Here is a 16,522-nt window from a genome sequence, read left to right on the forward strand (position 1 = left end):
CTGGCCGAATGCGCCGCGTTGTTTCCTCGGTCACGGTTGCCCTCGGCCTGCTCGGGGCAACCGTGGCGCTGGCCGGAGCTGCCGTAGCCGCTCCCGCTCCCGGATCATCCCAGCCGCCCGCCGCCACCCCCGGCAAGAAGCGCTGCACCGTCGCCGACGAGCGGCTGCGGGAGCTGTCTGGCCTGGTGGCGACCAAGAGCGGCTACATCGTCATCAACGACGGCACCGAGGTTGAGGCGCGCAAGCGGGTCTTCTTCCTCGACAGCAAGTGCAAGGTCGCCAAGGATCCGATCCGGTACTCGGGCCAGGGGCCGTTCGACACCGAGGACCTCGCGGTCTCGCCCAGGGGCGACACCCTGTGGATCGGTGACATCGGCGACAACACCACCAGCAAGGAGCGGCGGTCGCGGATCGCGGTCTGGACCATGCCGATCAACGGCAGCAGTCAGCCTGTGCTGCACCGGCTCTCCTACCCCGAGAACAAGCCGCACGACGCGGAGGCGTTGCTGGTGGGGGCCGACGGCCTCCCGCTGGTCATCACCAAGGTGGCGAGCGGCAACTCGGAGATCTTCACCCCCACGGCGAAGCTGAGGAACGGCGACACCGCGCCGGTGCCGATGAAGAAGGTCGGCGAGATCAAGCTGCCGAAGACCACCACCGAGAACCCGCTCAGCGTCTACGGGCGGTCGGCCGTCACCGGGGCCGCCCGATCGCCGGACGGCAGCCGCGTGGTCGTCCGGACGTACGCGGACGCCTTCGAGTACGACGTGACCGGCGGCGACATCGTCGGGGCGCTCACCACCGGCAAGCCGCGGGTGACGCCACTTGCCGATCCGTTCGGTGAGGCGATCTCCTACACCTCGGACGGGAAGACCTTCGTCACCGTCTCCGATGGCGGGCAGCTCACCGCGGACGAGCCGGTCGACATTCTGAGCTACACGCCGTCCATGAGCGTGGCGGCCCCGCTGGCCGCCGCCGGGGCTGCCAAGCCGGCCGCCGAGAAGTCCTGGATCGACGGGCTCAGTTTCGACGACATCACCTACCTCGTGGGCGCGGTCGGGGTCCTCGGTCTACTGCTCGTCGCCACCGGCATCGTCGGCATCCTGCGAGCCCGTCGTCGACGACCGTCGGCGGAGCCGGGCGACGGGCCGGGCTCCGGTGTCGATCCCGACGACAGGCGTGGCGCCCCCTGGGACAGTGCCCTACCGACGGCCGGAGGCCGTCCGGCCCCTGGCGTCTACGGCGGCGCGGCGGCCGGTGGCGGCGTTTACGGCGGCGGTGGCCCCGGCCGGGGCGGTGCCGCTCCCGCCGGTGGCGGCGTCTACGGCGGCGGTGCACGCCCACCGGGCGGTGAGGGTGGTGGCTACGGTCCCGCCCGTCCGGGTGGTCGCGGTGGTGCCGCTCCCGCCGGTGGCGGTGTGTACGGCGGCGGTGGGGGTCGTCCGGCGGGTGCCGGCGGTCGGCCCGGCAACGGGGTGTACGGCGGTGGTGGCCAGCCCGGCGGAGGTCGGGCGGAGCCGCCACGGCGCGGCGGGCAGGAACCGGACCCCCGGGGCCAGCGACCCGGTCGTCGGCGCGACGGCGACGCGCCCGGGGACCCGTACGGGCAGTACCCGGGTGGTGGCCGTGGCCCTCGCGGCGACCGCTACTGACACGATCGGCGCTTCATCGGTCCGGCCGAGCGGGTGAGCGCGGTAAACCCTCACCCGCTCCGCCGGCCGGTCAGATCCGGCGGAGCACCGCCACCACTCGGCCCATGATGGTGGCGTCATCGCCGGGGATCGGGTCGAAGGCGGGGTTCTGCGGCATCAGCCAGACGTGCCCGTCGCGGCGCCGGTAGGTCTTGACCGTGGCCTCGCCGTCGAGCATGGCGGCCACGATCTCGCCCGAGTCGGCGGTCGGCTGCTGCCGGACGACCACCCAGTCGCCGTCGCAGATCGCCGCGTCGAGCATCGAGTCGCCCTTGACCTGGAGCATGAACACCTCGCCCTCACCGACCAGCTCGCGGGGGAGGGGGAAGATGTCCTCCACCGCCTGCTCGGCGAGGATCGGCCCACCGGCGGCGATCCGGCCGAGCATCGGCACGTACGCCGGGGTGGGCCGTTGGGCGCGGGACAACTCGTCGTCGATGGCCTCGCTGGGGGCCCGGACGTCCACCGCGCGCGGCCGGTTGGGGTCGCGGCGCAGGAAGCCCTTCTTCTCCAGCTCCTTGAGCTGGTAGGCGACGCTCGACGGTGACACCAGGCCAACCGCCTCGCCGATCTCGCGGACGCTCGGCGGGTAGCCGTGCCGCTCCACCCACGTGCGGATGAACTCCAGGATGCGGCGCTGGCGGGCGGTCAGGTCGACCGTCGCCGGGTCGGGGAAGGCGCTGACCACCGGGGTGACCGGGCGCACGGCCGGCTGACCCGTCCGGCTGCGCGCGGCGCTGCGGCGTCGGGTGGCCGGCGGCGGGCCCGCCTCGGTGATCTGCTGCGGGCTCTTCGGCCGGCTTGCCCGGTCCTCGGTCACGTCCGTCCTCCCTGGTCGGCGCTGGGTGCCTCGTCGGCTCGTGGTGCGTGCGGGGTGCCATGAGTGGTGCGTCGCCGGACGTGGTGAAGATCCATCGCGCCCGGTTGTTCCTGACCGTATAGGTGAGATCGGTCATTTTCAAACATCTGTACGACCTCTCACCGGCGTGTCGGGGTGAAAAACCCCTCCGGTCGTACGGATGTTCTGATAAATGGTACGTCGGATAGCACGCGTGTTCGAAGTCTGGCCATTTTCCGTGGTGCTCCGGCCGTGTGGCCGGTAACCCGGTCGGGTCCTCGGCGTTGGTTCTGCGGTGGAGCGGCGGATGCGGATGACCGGATGGTCCGTGACGCGCCGGACACGCCGGTCAACTTGACCCGGGTTCGTCGGCGACATACGGTCAACCCCTAGATGTAGTAGTGACACGGGCGTAAGTTGCCTACAGGTTGGGTTCGACTACCGACCGCACTTCCGTAACGTCGATCACGGCGAGCGCCGCCCGAGGGTGGCACCGCCGTGGTGAGTCGTGTCCGGGAGTGCCCGGTGTGTCCGCAGTTGATCAGAATGTGGAGGTTGGGCGATGCGGTGTCCGTACTGCCGGCACGCCGACTCCCGGGTGGTCGACTCGCGGGAGGCCGACGACGGCCAGCTCATCCGGCGGCGACGCTCCTGCCCGGAGTGCGGCAAGCGGTTCACCACCGTCGAGGAGGCGGTCCTCGCGGTCGTCAAGCGCAGCGGGGTGACCGAACCGTTCAGCCGCACGAAGATCATCGGCGGGGTGCGCAAGGCGTGCCAGGGCCGGCCGGTGGACGACGACTCACTCGCGCTGCTCGCGCAGCGGGTGGAGGAGACCGTCCGGGCCAAGGGGGCCGCCGAGATCCCCAGTCACGAGGTGGGCCTGGCGATCCTGGGCCCGCTGCGCGACCTGGACGAGATCGCCTACCTGCGGTTCGCCAGTGTCTACCGCTCCTTCGACTCGCTCGCCGACTTCGAGCGCGAGATCGAGACGTTGCGGGCCGTGGCGCGAGCCCGGGAGCAGGGCCGGGCCGAAGCGGTTGAGGCCGCCGGCCGTACCAGCTGAGACTTCACGGTTTTTCAAGAGATTGGGACGCGCGGTGGGTGACCGCGCAGACGAGGGGGGCAACGGCGTGACTACTAGCCGTTCACGAAGCAAGGCAGGCGCGGGGCTGAAGATCGAGCGGGTGTGGACGACCGAGGGGGTCCACCCGTACGACGAGGTGTCCTGGGAGCGCCGTGACGTCGTCATGACGAACTGGCGGGACGGCTCGATCAACTTCGAGCAGCGTGGGGTGGAGTTCCCGGAGTCGTGGAGCGTCAACGCGGCCAACATCGTGACCACCAAGTACTTCCGGGGAGCGGTGGGGACCCCGGAGCGCGAGTGGTCGCTCAAGCAGTTGATCGACCGGGTGGTCACCACCTACCGCACCGCGGGTGAGGAGTACGGCTACTTCGCCAGCCCGGCGGACGCCGAGGTGTTCGCGCACGAGCTGACCTGGATGCTGCTGCACCAGGTGTTCAGCTTCAACTCGCCGGTCTGGTTCAACGTCGGCACGCCGTCGCCGCAGCAGGTCAGCGCCTGCTTCATCCTGGCCGTCGACGACTCGATGGACTCCATCCTCGACTGGTACAAGGAGGAGGGGCTGATCTTCAAGGGCGGCTCCGGCTCCGGGGTCAACCTGTCGCGCATCCGCTCGTCCCGTGAGCTGCTCTCCTCCGGCGGCAACGCCTCCGGCCCGGTCAGCTTCATGCGCGGCGCGGACGCCTCCGCCGGCACCATCAAGTCCGGCGGCGCGACCCGCCGGGCGGCCAAGATGGTCATCATCGACGTCGACCACCCGGACATCCAGGAGTTCGTGGTCACGAAGGCGCGCGAGGAGGACAAGATCCGCGCGCTGCGGGACGCCGGGTTCGACATGGACCTCGGTGGCTCCGACATCGTCAGCGTGCAGTATCAGAACGCCAACAACTCGGTCCGGGTCTCCGACGAGTTCATGTCGGCGGTGGAGAACGGCAAGGGCTTCGACCTGCGCGGCCGGCTGGACGGCTCGGTGATCGAGACCGTCGACGCCAAGAACCTGTTCCGGTCCATCTCCCAGGCCGCCTGGGAGTGCGCCGACCCGGGCCTGCAGTACGACGACACGATCAACGACTGGCACACCTGCCCGGAGACCGGGCGGATCACCGCGTCGAACCCGTGCTCGGAGTACCTGCACCTGGACAACTCCTCGTGCAACCTGGCCTCGCTCAACCTGATGAAGTTCCTCCGCGCCGACGGTGGCTTCGAGGTGGAGAAGTTCGTCAAGTCCGTCGAGTTCGTCATCACCGCGATGGACATCTCGATCTGCTTCGCGGACTTCCCGACCGAGAAGATCGGCGAGACGTCGCGCGCCTACCGGCAGCTCGGCATCGGCTACGCCAACCTGGGCGCCCTGCTGATGGCCACCGGCCTGCCGTACGACTCGGACCAGGGCCGCTCGGTCGCCGCGTCGATCACGTCGCTGATGACCGGCACCGCGTACCGTCGCTCGGCCGAGCTGGCCGGGGTCGTCGGCCCGTACGACGGCTACGCCCGCAACGCCGAGCCGCACAAGCGGGTCATGCGCAAGCACGCCGCGGCCAACGACGAGATCAAGCCGACCAGCCCGGTGGCCACCGCGATCGTCCGTGAGGCGACGAAGCAGTGGACCCAGGGCAACAAGATCGGCGACAAGTTCGGCTGGCGTAACGCGCAGGCGAGCGTCCTCGCCCCGACCGGCACCATCGGCTTCATGATGGACTGCGACACGACAGGCGTGGAGCCGGACCTGGCGCTTGTCAAGTTCAAGAAGCTGGTCGGTGGCGGTTCGATGCAGATCGTCAACCAGACGGTGCCGCGCGCCCTGCGCAGCCTCGGCTACCCCGAGGAGCAGGTCGAGGCGATCGTCGAGCACATCGCCGACCACGGTCACGTGGTGGACGCCCCCGGCCTCAAGCCGGAGCACTACCCGGTCTTCGACTGCGCGATGGGGGAGCGGACCATCGCCCCGATGGGCCACGTACGGATGATGGCGGCCATCCAGCCGTTCGTCTCCGGCGCCATCTCCAAGACGGTCAACATGCCGGAGGCGGCCACCGTCGAGGACGTCGAGAAGATCTACTTCGAGGGCTGGAAGCTCGGCCTCAAGGCGCTGGCGATCTACCGGGACAACTGCAAGGTCGGCCAGCCGCTCTCGGTGGCCAAGTCCAACAAGGCCGCCGAGCCGGCCGCCGTCGAGACGGCACCGGCCGCGCCGGCCGCGGTCGAGAAGGTCATCGAGTACCGGCCGGTGCGCAAGCGCCTGCCGAAGAAGCGCCCGTCCGAGACGGTCAGCTTCTCCGTCGGTGGCGCCGAGGGTTACCTGACCGCGTCGTCCTACCCGGACGACGGCCTCGGTGAGGTGTTCCTCAAGATGTCCAAGCAGGGCTCGACCCTGGCCGGCGTGATGGACGCCTTCTCGGTGGCCATCAGCATCGGCCTGCAGTACGGCGTGCCGCTGGAGACGTTCGTCAGCAAGTTCACCAACATGCGTTTCGAGCCGGCCGGTATGACCGACGACCCGGACGTGCGGATGGCGGCCTCGGTGATGGACTACATCTTCCGTCGCCTGGCGCTGGACTTCCTGCCCTACGAGCGCCGTGCCGAGCTGGGCATCTTCACCGCCGGTGAGCGGGCCGCCCAGCTGCGGGCCGAGGCCGACGCGGAGGCCGCAGCCGTCACCGGTGCCGAGCTCACCGCGATGGCGTCGTCGGCGCCGGTCGAGGCTCCGGCCAAGACCGAGGCCGTCGCCCAGCCGGCCCAGGAGATGGCCGACGTGGCCGCCGCCAAGCCGGCGCCGAGCGTGGGTTCCAGCACCGAACTGCTGGAGGCCGTGATCGGCAAGGCCGCGGACGCGCCGCTCTGCTTCACCTGCGGTACGAAGATGCGCCCCGCCGGTAGCTGCTACGTCTGCGAGGGCTGCGGCTCCACAAGCGGCTGCAGCTGACGTACGCATCAGCGCTGCCCCGGCCCTCCTGCCAGGAGAGCCGGGGCAGCGCCGTTTCCGCCCTCCGCAAGATCGGCTCGGGTTCCAGGAACTCGGGGTATCGCGCCCGCCCGGATACCCCGACTTCAGCGAACTCGCGATCACCCACCGAGGCCGCAGCGGCTACCGGCTCGCGCGTTCGGCGGCGCGTACGGCGTTGCGGAACAGCATCGCCACTGTGGTCGGGCCGACCCCGCCGACCCGGGGCGTGATGGCGCCGGCGACCTCGGCGCACGCCTCGTCCACGTCGGGCAGGAGCCGCCGCCCGGCGTAGCGGACGCCGGCGCCGATGACGACGGCGCCCGGCTTGACGTGCTCGGGCTTGACGATCCCGGGTACGCCGGCGGCGGCGACGAGGATGTCGGCGCGGCGGGTGTAGCGGGCCCAGTCGGGTACCCCGGTGTGCACGACTGTGACGGCAGCGTTGGCGGTCGGGCGCTTCTGGGCGAGCAGCATCGCCAGGGGCCGGCCGAGGGTGGCACCGCGACCGAGGATGACGACCTCACGGCCGGCGACGGGGATCTCGTAGTGCGCCAGGAGGGCTTCGATGCCGGCGGGGGTGCACGGCAGCGGGCCGGGCATGCCGACGGCGAGACGTCCCATGTTCAGCGGATGCATGCCGTCGACGTCCTTGTCCGGGGCGATGGTCTGCAGCGCCGCGTCGTAGTCCAGGTGCCCCGGAACGGGGTACTGCACGAGCAGTCCGTGCACTGTCGGATCGGTGTTGAACCCGGCGATGACCCGGTGCAGATCGGCCTGGGTGGCGGTGGCCGGCAGGTGCACGTGCGGGGAGTCGAAGCCGAGGGCGGCGGCCTGACGCTGCTTGATGCCGATGTAGCCGGCGCTGGCGTCGTCGTCGCCCACCAGGATGGTGGCGAGGCTCGGTGTGATCCCGCGGCTGCGGAGGCGTGCGGCCGCGGCGGCGACCTCGCTCAGGATGGCGTCGGCGACCGGTGCGCCCGGCAGGAGCCGAGCCTCGCCGGGTGTGGTGTGGGTCTCGGCGGATTGGCTGGTCGTGGTCATGACGGTTTCTCCGCGCGGGCGCCCAGGCGGTCGACGCCCGCGAGAGGCTCCCCGATGGTTCCAACCATCCCCGTGCCGCCAGTCGCCGGTGCCCCGATGATGCCTCATGGTCAGGGCGGTCGCCCAACAAGGGCCGCGCGGCGGGGGATCACGCACGCTCTCGATGCGAGCGGTTCCCTCGGTCGGGGGACGAGACGGCACGAAGGTCCCACTGCGGCGGGATCCCGGCGGCCGGTAACCGCGAGACGCTCGCCGGAGCCGGAGCCGGAGCCGGAGCCGGAGCCGGAGCCGGGTCGGGTCGGGTCGGGTTGTAGCGGAGGGCGGGGCCAGTGGCGGATGCACAGGTCGGCGTGACGGTGGCGGCCGTGCCGCCCGAGCGGGACATCGGCGCGCGGTGGAGCGCCGCCCGCAAGGTCGCCGGCTACGCGGCGGCGTCGGCCATGTCCCTGTACCTGCTCGTCAAGGTCATCTGGATCGCTGTCGCGCTGCTCGGGAGCGGGCCGGACGACATGGGAACCGCCGCCTGGGTGGTGCTCAACGCGGTCACCGTCGGGATGTCCGCGATCGGGGTCACCGTCGGGCTGGCGCTGGCCCAGGACTGGGGCAGGCGGATTCCCGCGCGACCGCTGATCTTCTTCGCCTGGGTGGGCGGCGGCTTCCTGGTGCCGATGCTTCCGTACCTGGTGATCAGCGGTGTTCTCGCGGTGGTGGCTGGAAGCTGCCGATGACAATCATTCGGCCGGCGGGTTACGTGGCCGTCGAGTATCCCGCCGTGGCCATCGCCCAGCACGCCCTGAGCATCGTCGCGGGCCTCGCCCTCCTGGCCACCGTCCTGTCCGTCGCCAGGCCCGTGGGCAGGTCGCCGTTGGGCTACGACTCAACGTGATGAAGGCCGCCGATGCCACCGGGCCGCGGGGCTGAAAAGCCGGCGCGATGTTGCGAGCATCGGGGCATGAGAACCAGCGAGGCGTACGTCGAGTTCGGCACCCGCGAGGCGCACGGCGTCTCACCGACGTACGAGAGGCTGTCCCACGCCGTCGCCCGCGACGACGCCCTGCTCGCCCTGCTCGACACGCTCCCGCCCGGCAAGCGGCAACCCAACCTGCTGTTCGGCGTCGTGCGCTGGCTGGGCGGGCCGGTCGACGACCCGGTCGCCTTCCACGACTACACGGTGGCGAACTGGCCGGTCGTCGAGACGGAGTTGCGAAGAAGGGCCACCCAGACGAACGAGGCCGGCAGGTGCGCGGTCCTGCTGCCGGTGCTCGCCGCGTTGCCGCAGCCCCTCGCCCTGCTGGAGGTCGGCGCGTCCGCCGGGCTCTGCCTCTATCCCGACCGGTACGCCTACCGCTACGGCGAGCACGAGGTCGGCGAAGGCACGCCGGTCCTGGAGTGCGCGGCCAGCGGGTTGGTGCCGCCGGCGCGCGTACCCCGGGTGGTGTGGCGGGCCGGCCTGGACCTGAACCCGCTCGACGTGACCGACCCCGGCGACGTGTCCTGGTTGGACGCCCTGATCTGGCCGGAGCACGCGCACCGGCGGGCCCGGCTGCGCGAGGCGGCGGCGGTCGCCGCGGCCGACCCGCCGCTGCTGGTCCGCGGTGACCTGGTGGACGACCTGCCGGCGCTTGCCGCGCGGGCGCCTGCGGACGCGACGCTTGTCGTCTTCCACACCTCGGTGCTCTACCAGGTGCCCGTCGCGCGTCGGGAGGCGTTCGTCCGGCTGGTGCGTGAGCTGCCGGGGCACTGGATCGCCAACGAGGCACCGGAGGTGCTGCCGTACGGCGGGTTGCCCGACCCGCCGGACGCCGCGCTGCACAACGTCCTCGCGCTCGACGGCAAGCCGCTGGCCTGGGCCAGGGGTCACGGTCAGGCGATGACCTGGTTCGGCTGAGATCAGGCCCCCACCGGCAGCCGGGCGCGCAGCGCGCGACTGAACCAGTCCACGGCCGGCGTCACCCCACCACCCGTCGCCCAGCCGTTGAGCACCGACAGCAGGTCGAGGTAGCGGTCCCGGCGGCTGTCGTTCGCCAGGGTCAGCCGGTCCAGCAGCCGACGGCGCAGGTCGGCGTCGTCGGGGAGGTGGTGCAGTCGTGCGTACCGGCTGGTGACCGCTGCGACCACCGGCTCGGCGTCCGGGCCGGTCGGATCGAGACCGGCGGCCAGGGCGTCGGCCACCCCGTCCCGGACGATCGCGACGGCGTCGGGGCGGGGCGGCCCGGGTACGTCGTGGTCAGCGGCGTGCTGCCGCGCCAGCCGCCGCATGCTCGCCCGGAAGGTGGCGTCCCGGCACAGCTCGGCCAGCTCCAGCCACGCCTGCACCTGCTCGGTGGTCGGGTCGTCGGGCAGCTCCGGCGTCATCGAGACGATCACACCCGGGTACGTCGGCGGGTCGCCCGTGAAGACGCTGTCCAGGAAGTCGTCCACCAGTTGCTCCCGTTCCCGGGCGCTGAGTTGGGCCAGTCGGTGCAGGTCGTCCACCTCCGCCGGGCCCGACCCGCGTCGCGCCGCCACGGTGAGCACCGCCCGGCGCAGCCGCAGCACCCGGATCTGCACGGCCAGCGCCTCGGCGTGCGCGGCGGCCACCTCGTGCAGGGGCACCTCCTGGTCCACCACCCGCCGTATGGACGCCAGGTCCACGCCCAGGTCGCGCAGCGTCCGGACCAGTTCCAGTCGGGCGACGGCGTCCGGTCCGTACCGCCGGTAGCCGGCGGGGCTCCGATCGGTCGGCGGCACGAGCCCGCTGTCGGCGTAGTACCTGATGGTCTTGACGCTCAGCCCGCTCCGCCGGGCCAGGTCACCGATCGTGTAGCGCTCTTCCCCGTCCATGCCCCCACCCTGCTGTCTCCCCCCGGTGGAGACTCAAGCACCGGCCGGGCCGGCGAGGAACGCCGCGAGCGTCGCGCGGAATGCCTCGGCGTCGTCGAGCCACGGGTAGTGGCCCGCGCCCGCCTGCACGACCAGTTCCGCGCCGGGAATCAGCTCGCCGAACTGGGCCACGAGGCCGGGCGGCGCGCCGAGGTCGACCTCACCGGCGAGCAGCAGCACCGCGCCTCGATGCGCGGCGAGCGCGGAGCGGGTGGCCGGCGGGTCGAAGGCGTCCTCGCTGCCGAAGATCCGCGCCGCCTCCTCGTTGCGCTGGCCGGCCTCGGCCGCCTGGTGCGCCTGGGCCGCCTCGTCCCACCGGCCGTAGAAGAACGGCGCGATCGCCTGCCAGGCCTCCGGGCTGGCCCACCCGGCCACCATGGAGTCCAGGGCCTCCGCCGCCGCCGGAAACCACGGCTCGGCCGCGCGGGCGCGGGTGACCTCCTGACGCAGCGCGGCCGTCGCCGGCAGCCCGACCGCCCGGGTGCTCGGGGTGACCAGCGCGAGCCGGCCCACGCGGTGTGGGTGCCGGGCCGCGTACTGCACCGCCACGTTGGCGCCGGCGGAGTGCCCGAGCAGGTCCAGCCGGTCGAGGCCCAGGTGCCGGCGCAGTGCCTCCACGTCGTCGACCAGTCGGTCGCAGCGATAGGTGGCGACGTCCGCGGGCGCCGCCGACCGGCCGGTGCCCCGCTGATCGAGAACGACGAGCGTCCGCAGTGCGCCCAGGCCGCCAAGTTCGCCGAGGTACGCGGAGTCGCGCATCGGGCCGCCCGGCAGGCAGACCAGCGGGTCTCCGCCCCCGAGGGTCCGGTACGCGAGCGCCGTCCCGTCCGGGGCGGCAAAGGTCGCCATCGTCGGACCCTACGACGAAACCGGCGGCGGCATGTCCCGCATTCGTCGCAGCGGTGAGCAGACCACGAACAGGCACGCCGCCCAGGTGCCCAGCACGCACACCCAGAGCGCCCCGCGCAGCCCCAGCGCCGTCCCGAGCGCGCCGCCGGTCAGCGCGCCGAGCGGGACCACCCCGAAGCAGATCCAGAGGAACGCGGCGTTGACCCGGCCGAGGATCGCCGACGGGGTGATCCGCTGCCGGTACGACATCCCCGCCACGTTGAACAGCACCGCGTTCGCCGAGAACGCGGCCAGCCCGAGACCGTAGAGCAGCAGTCCCCAGCCCGGTCGGGCCAACGGCATCAGCAGATAGAACGGACCCGGCGCGGTCATCGCCACCCAGATCACCCGGGCCGAGCCGAGCCAGGCCGACAGCCGGGCGGCCAGCACCCCCACCACCAGCCCGCCGACGGCGCTCACCGAGAAGACCAGACCCACCTGCACCGGCGCGGCGTGCAGCTCCCGCACCAGGAAGGTCACCTCGATCGAGGCGGACGCCATCCCCCAGAAGTTCGACCACGTCGTGCAGGCCAGGATGCTGACCAGGATCGGCTGCCGCCGGATGAAGCCGAGCCCGTCGGTCAGCTCCACCCGCAGGGGTACCCGAAGAGCCGGCTCGCGGCGTACCGGTGGCTGCCGGATCAGGATCAGCGTCAGCGCGCTGACCAGGAAGGCGAACCCGTTGGCCAGGAAGGTGCGGGCGGCGCCGACCAGCCCGATCAACGCGCCGCTTACCGTCGGGCCGACCAGTTCGGCGGCGTCCTGGCTGATGGTCAGCTTGGCGTTGCCGTCCACCAGCAGGTCCGCCGGCACCAGTCGGGGCAGCAGGGTCTTGTACGCCACGGTGAACAGCACGGTGAGCACGCCACCGAACCCGACCACCGCGTACAGGAAGGGAAGGGTGAGGTGACCGACCAGGGCGGCCACCGGCACCGACAGCAGGAGCGCGGCCCGGCCCAGGTCGCACGCGATCATCAGCCGCCGCTTGTCGAGCCGGTCGGCGACGATGCCCGCCGGCAGCGAGAACAGCAGGTACGGCAGCCAGGCCAGGACGGTCAGCAGGGAGATCTGGAACACGCTGGCGTGCAGGGTGTCGGCGGCGAGCAGAGGCACCGCCACGTTCGCGATGCGGGTGCCCAGCTCGCTTACCGTCTGACCGCCCCAGAGCAGCAGGAAGTTCCGGCTGCGCCACAGCGACGGGATCGCCCCCGCTGTGACCGCCGGAGGCTGCTCCACCTGCTGAGTCACTGTCGCCGCCTGTCCGTGCGGGTAAGCGCCACCGGCCGGCGGCCCGGGGACTCTAACGGGGCGTCACCCCAGCCGGCACCGCATTTTCGTCGGCAGGGGTCCTCCCTAGACTTCTGCGGGTGAGTGGAGAGCGACGACCCCTGGCGGATCGGCCGCTCACCGAGCCGCACCCGTCCCGGCTGCCGCCGGAGCACCCCGAGCGGGTCCGGATCCTCGCCGCGCACGCCGCCGCGCTGGCCGCCGGGGAGGCCGGCTACCTCGACCCGGCGACGGGGCTGTTCGTGCTCAGCGCCGCTTTCCTGGCCCGCCGCGGCACGTGCTGCGGACGCGGCTGCCGCCACTGCCCGTACGTGGACGATCCACCGACCGGAGCGGTGTAGACGAGGACTTCCGCCCGACCCGGACACCCCGTACGGTTTCCGACGGACATCCGGCGGGCCCCTTCCGCCGTCGGTCGGCGAGAGGGTGGAGCGTGCGCGGGCGGATCGTGGTCGCCGGGCTGGCGGGCCTGCTGGTGAGCGGCTGTGCCGCCGACGCCGAGCCGGTGGCGGTGCCGCCGCAGGCGCCGGTCGCCCTGGACGTGTCGGCGGCCTCCTCGGGAGGTGCCTGCCGACTGCTGGACTTCGCCGTGATCGAGCAGCTCGTCAAGGTGCGCTTCGACGTGGCGGCGGCCAGCGAGCGGAGCGACACGCACACGTGCGTCGTCCGGGCCGAGCGCGCGGCGCTGCCGGAGCTGATGCTCAGTGTGTCCGAGACCACCATCGACAAGGCCACCTTCGGCGCGGACGTGGTGCCCGACAAGGCGGCGAAGGTCACCGGGTTGGGTCAGCAGGCGTACCGGCGTACCGCCGCCGCTACCGGCGGGCACGGGCCGGTCGCCGAGGTCGGCTGGCTGGCCACCGACGGACGCCTCGCCACGCTGGCCTGGACCGGTGCCCGTGACGCCGAGCGCGCGGCCGCCGAGAAGACGGCCACGGACCTGGTCGCGCTGGCCCGGAAGGTGGACACCCGGGCGCTGTGACGCCCGGGTGCGCGGTGCGTCAGTTGGCGGCGACGAAGACCCGGGAGGCGACCTCGCGGGGCAGTCGCACCCGGTCGCCGGACCGGTCGATCGACACCCCGTCGCGCTCCTGGGCCACGGTCACCGTGGCGCCCGGGTCGACACCGGCGGCGTGCAGCTGGCGCAGCACGTCGGCGTCCTTCTGCACGCTCTCGCAGATCCGACGCACCACGACCGGCCCGGAGAGGCCGGGGAAGGCCAGGTTGCGCTCGCCCTCGGCGGCCTCGACGGTCTCCGCCTCGGCCGAGCCCAGCTCCTGAAGACCCGGGATCGGGTTGCCGTACGGGGAGCGGGTGGGTCGGTTGAGCAGGTCGTACACCCGCTTCTCCACCGCGTCGCTCATCACGTGCTCCCAGCGGCAGGCCTCCTCGTGGGCCTCCTCGTAGGGCATCCCGATGACGTTGACGAGCAGCAGCTCGGCGAGGCGGTGCTTGCGCATCACCGAGACGGCGCTGCCGCGGCCGAGCGCGGTGAGCGTCAGGTGCCGGTCGCCCTCGACGGTGAGCAGGCCGTCGCGCTCCATCCGGGCGACGGTCTGGCTCACTGTGGGGCCGCTCTGCTGCAGCCGTTCGGCGATCCGGGCACGCAGCGGCGGCACCCCCTCCTCCTCCAACTCGAGGATGGTGCGCAGGTACATCTCGGTCGTGTCGACCAGGTCGTGAGACTTCATAACGTCAGCGGCCCTCCGGTGCACGATGCTACCCCGCGTCGTGAGCGACGACCGCCGCCGAACCGCGTGCCGCCGTCCCGGATGGTGTTGGATGGTCGCCATGTCCGGTACCGAGGAGCTGCTTGTCGAGGTCGATGGGCTCGCCGCCGAACTCGACCACGCCGACCCGCCCACCCTGCTCGACGTCCGCTGGCGGCTCACCGGTCCGCCCGGCCACGACGACTACCTGGCCGGTCACCTGCCCGACGCGGTCTTCGTCGACCTGGACACCGCGCTGTGCGGGCGGCCCGGGGCCGGCGGCCGGCACCCGCTGCCCGACCCGGGCGCGCTGCGGGCCGCGCTGCGGGCGGCCGGCGTCCGCGCCGGTCACCCCGTTGTGGTGTACGACGGTGGTGACGGCCTGGCCGCCGCCCGCGCCTGGTGGACGTTGCGCTGGGCCGGGCACGGGCAGGTGCGCCTGTTGCACGGCGGCTTCCCGGCCTGGGTCGCCGCCGGACGACAGGTCTCCACCACCGCGCCCGCTCCGGCCGAGGGCGACGTCGAGGTACGCCCTGGTGATCTTCCGGTGCTGGATGCCGGGCAGGCCGCCGCGCTGGCGACCGCCGATGACGCCGTGCTGCTCGACGTGCGCGCGGCGCCCCGCTACGCCGGTGAGGTCGAGCCGATCGACCCGGTCGCCGGTCACGTGCCCGGCGCGGCCAACCTGCCCGCAGGCGAGTACGTCGGCCCGGACGGGCGCTTTCCGGCCGCCGACGTGCTGCGCGAGCGGTTCGCCGCCGTCGGTGTCAGCGGGGCGCGGGCGGTCGGGGCGTACTGCGGCTCCGGGGTGACCGCCGCGCAGGCCGTTCTCGCGCTGCACCTGGCCGGCCGCACGGACGCCGCGCTCTACGTGGGTTCGTGGAGCAACTGGGTCGCCGACCCGGCCCGGCCGGTCGCCTCCGGGTCGACACCTGGCCGCTGACCAGCGCGTGCGACGGGTCGACGACGGTCCTCGTGCGACGATGGGCTCATGTCCGACGACACGGTGGTGGTGTGGGACCCCGCGCTGCTCGCCTACAACATGGGTGACCATCCGCTGGACCCGGTCCGGGTGGAGCTGACCGTCGCGCTCGCCCGGGAGCTGGGCATCCTGGACCGTCCCGGGGTCCGCGTGGTCAAGCCGGAGCCCGCCGACGACGCCCTGCTGACCCGCGTGCACCACCCGGCCTACCTGGCCGCGGTGCGGGCCGCGCCGCGTGACCCGCTGTTCGCCGGGTACGGGCTGGGTACCTCCGACAACCCGGTCTTCGAGGGGATGCACGAGTCCAGCGCTCTGATCACCGGTGCGACGGTGGCCGCCGCGGAGGCGGTGTGGCGTGGCGACGCCCGGCGGGCGGTGAACGTGGCCGGCGGCCTGCACCACGCGATGCCCGCCCGCGCCTCCGGCTTCTGTGTCTACAACGACCCGGCCGTGGCCATCGCTCGCCTGCTCGACCTGGGCGCGGAGCGGATCGCGTACGTCGACGTGGACGTGCACCACGGCGACGGCGTGCAGGACGTCTTCTGGGACGACCCGCGGGTGCTCACGGTAAGCCTGCACGAGACGCCGCTCGCGCTCTTTCCCGGCACCGGCTTCCCGGACGAGACGGGTGGGCCGGGCGCGCAGGGCAGCGCGGTCAACATGCCGCTCCCGCCGGGTGTCGACGACACCGGCTGGCAGCGGGCGTTCCACGCGATCGTGCCGTCGGTGCTGCGCGCGTTCCGGCCGCAGGTGCTGGTGAGCCAGTGCGGCGCGGACGGGCACCGGCTGGATCCCCTCGCCGACCTGAACCTGACGGTGGACGGGCAGCGCGCCACCTACCTGGCGTTGCGGGCGCTCGCCGACGAGCTGTGTGAGGGCCGCTGGGTGGCCACCGGCGGCGGCGGGTACGCGCTTGTCGAGGTGGTGCCCCGAGCCTGGAGCCACCTGCTGGCCGTGGCGACCGGCGACCCGATCGACCCGGCGACGCTCACTCCGCCCGCCTGGCGGGAGCTGGCCGCGGCCCGTCGGCCGGGCCGGGAGATTCCGCTGCGGATGACCGACGACGCGGACCCGTCGTTCGAGCCGTGGCAGCCGACGGGCGAGCCGAACGCGGTGGACCGGGCGATCGCGGCGACCCGCAAGGCCGTCTTCCCGCTGCTCGGGCTCGACCCGTACGACCCCCGGGACTGAGCCGGGCC

Annotated in this window: 16 protein-coding genes; 10 read left to right on the forward strand and 6 right to left on the reverse strand. The window is 72.6% G+C overall.

The window, feature by feature from the left end; all coding sequences use genetic code 11:
• Positions 1-8 precede the first annotated feature (8 nt).
• Positions 9-1,652: a hypothetical protein gene (locus ACGFIE_RS15345; protein WP_393294842.1), complete on the forward strand. Its 1,644-nt coding sequence runs from the start codon at positions 9-11 to the stop codon at positions 1,650-1,652.
• Between the two features lie 70 nt (positions 1,653-1,722).
• On the opposite strand, the gene lexA is transcribed toward ACGFIE_RS15345, so the two are convergent.
• A complete protein-coding gene (lexA, locus tag ACGFIE_RS15350) occupies positions 1,723-2,511 on the reverse strand; it encodes a transcriptional repressor LexA (protein ID WP_393294844.1) in 789 nt (262 codons plus the stop codon).
• 580 nt (positions 2,512-3,091) lie between these two features.
• Between lexA and nrdR the strand changes: the two genes are divergently transcribed.
• Together nrdR and ACGFIE_RS15360 are read left to right on the forward strand one after the other, a co-directional pair.
• Positions 3,092-3,592, forward strand: a complete 501-nt coding sequence (nrdR, locus tag ACGFIE_RS15355) for a transcriptional regulator NrdR (protein WP_363682235.1) — start codon at positions 3,092-3,094, stop codon at positions 3,590-3,592.
• A gap of 34 nt (positions 3,593-3,626) precedes the next feature.
• Positions 3,627-6,533: a vitamin B12-dependent ribonucleotide reductase gene (locus ACGFIE_RS15360; protein WP_393294846.1), complete on the forward strand. Its 2,907-nt coding sequence runs from the start codon at positions 3,627-3,629 to the stop codon at positions 6,531-6,533.
• 162 nt (positions 6,534-6,695) lie between these two features.
• On the opposite strand, the gene ACGFIE_RS15365 is transcribed toward ACGFIE_RS15360, so the two are convergent.
• The gene (locus ACGFIE_RS15365; RefSeq protein WP_393294848.1) at positions 6,696-7,595 is read right to left on the reverse strand and encodes a bifunctional 5,10-methylenetetrahydrofolate dehydrogenase/5,10-methenyltetrahydrofolate cyclohydrolase; all 900 of its coding nucleotides are present in this window, start codon (positions 7,593-7,595) and stop codon (positions 6,696-6,698) included.
• Between the two features lie 329 nt (positions 7,596-7,924).
• Here ACGFIE_RS15365 and ACGFIE_RS15370 point away from each other — a divergent pair, with 329 nt between their 5' ends.
• From ACGFIE_RS15370 to ACGFIE_RS15380, 3 genes are all read left to right on the forward strand, one after another.
• A complete protein-coding gene (locus ACGFIE_RS15370; protein WP_393294850.1) occupies positions 7,925-8,323 on the forward strand; it encodes a hypothetical protein in 399 nt (132 codons plus the stop codon).
• The gene (locus tag ACGFIE_RS15375; RefSeq protein ID WP_393294852.1) at positions 8,320-8,481 is read left to right on the forward strand and encodes a hypothetical protein; all 162 of its coding nucleotides are present in this window, start codon (positions 8,320-8,322) and stop codon (positions 8,479-8,481) included. Before ACGFIE_RS15370 ends, ACGFIE_RS15375 begins: the two co-directional genes overlap by 4 nt.
• Before the next feature lie 66 nt (positions 8,482-8,547).
• Positions 8,548-9,483, forward strand: a complete 936-nt coding sequence (locus ACGFIE_RS15380) for a DUF2332 family protein (RefSeq protein ID WP_393294854.1) — start codon at positions 8,548-8,550, stop codon at positions 9,481-9,483.
• A gap of 2 nt (positions 9,484-9,485) precedes the next feature.
• On the opposite strand, the gene ACGFIE_RS15385 is transcribed toward ACGFIE_RS15380, so the two are convergent.
• From ACGFIE_RS15385 to ACGFIE_RS15395, 3 genes are read right to left on the reverse strand one after another with little or no spacing between them, the layout of a single operon-like run.
• Entirely contained in the window at positions 9,486-10,418 is a 933-nt protein-coding gene (locus ACGFIE_RS15385) for a MerR family transcriptional regulator (protein ID WP_393294856.1), read from the reverse strand.
• Between the two features lie 33 nt (positions 10,419-10,451).
• Positions 10,452-11,306, reverse strand: coding sequence for an alpha/beta fold hydrolase (locus tag ACGFIE_RS15390; RefSeq protein WP_393294858.1), 855 nt, complete (start codon positions 11,304-11,306; stop codon positions 10,452-10,454).
• 9 nt (positions 11,307-11,315) lie between these two features.
• Complete coding sequence (locus tag ACGFIE_RS15395; RefSeq protein ID WP_393294860.1) at positions 11,316-12,593, reverse strand: MFS transporter; 1,278 nt, start codon at positions 12,591-12,593, stop codon at positions 11,316-11,318.
• A gap of 119 nt (positions 12,594-12,712) precedes the next feature.
• Between ACGFIE_RS15395 and ACGFIE_RS15400 the strand changes: the two genes are divergently transcribed.
• Together ACGFIE_RS15400 and ACGFIE_RS15405 are read left to right on the forward strand one after the other, a co-directional pair.
• A complete protein-coding gene (locus tag ACGFIE_RS15400) occupies positions 12,713-12,973 on the forward strand; it encodes a DUF5522 domain-containing protein (protein ID WP_393294862.1) in 261 nt (86 codons plus the stop codon).
• A 92-nt stretch (positions 12,974-13,065) separates the two neighbouring features.
• On the forward strand, positions 13,066-13,614 hold the full coding sequence (locus ACGFIE_RS15405) for a hypothetical protein (RefSeq protein WP_393294864.1): 549 nt from the start codon (positions 13,066-13,068) through the stop codon (positions 13,612-13,614).
• Positions 13,615-13,633: 19 nt separating this feature from the next.
• Here the strand turns inward: ACGFIE_RS15405 and ACGFIE_RS15410 are convergent, their stop codons facing one another.
• Positions 13,634-14,323 carry a metal-dependent transcriptional regulator gene (locus tag ACGFIE_RS15410; protein ID WP_393294866.1) on the reverse strand — a complete coding sequence of 230 codons (690 nt, stop codon included), beginning with the start codon at positions 14,321-14,323 and terminating at the stop codon, positions 13,634-13,636.
• 100 nt (positions 14,324-14,423) lie between these two features.
• Between ACGFIE_RS15410 and ACGFIE_RS15415 the strand changes: the two genes are divergently transcribed.
• Together ACGFIE_RS15415 and ACGFIE_RS15420 are read left to right on the forward strand one after the other, a co-directional pair.
• Entirely contained in the window at positions 14,424-15,284 is an 861-nt protein-coding gene (locus ACGFIE_RS15415) for a sulfurtransferase (RefSeq protein ID WP_393294868.1), read from the forward strand.
• A gap of 48 nt (positions 15,285-15,332) precedes the next feature.
• Positions 15,333-16,514 carry an acetoin utilization protein AcuC gene (locus ACGFIE_RS15420; RefSeq protein WP_393294870.1) on the forward strand — a complete coding sequence of 394 codons (1,182 nt, stop codon included), beginning with the start codon at positions 15,333-15,335 and terminating at the stop codon, positions 16,512-16,514.
• Positions 16,515-16,522: the final 8 nt, after the last annotated feature.

The sequence above is a fragment of the Micromonospora sp. NPDC049275 genome, assembly GCF_043197115.1.
In the GTDB taxonomy this organism is placed as follows: domain Bacteria; phylum Actinomycetota; class Actinomycetes; order Mycobacteriales; family Micromonosporaceae; genus Micromonospora.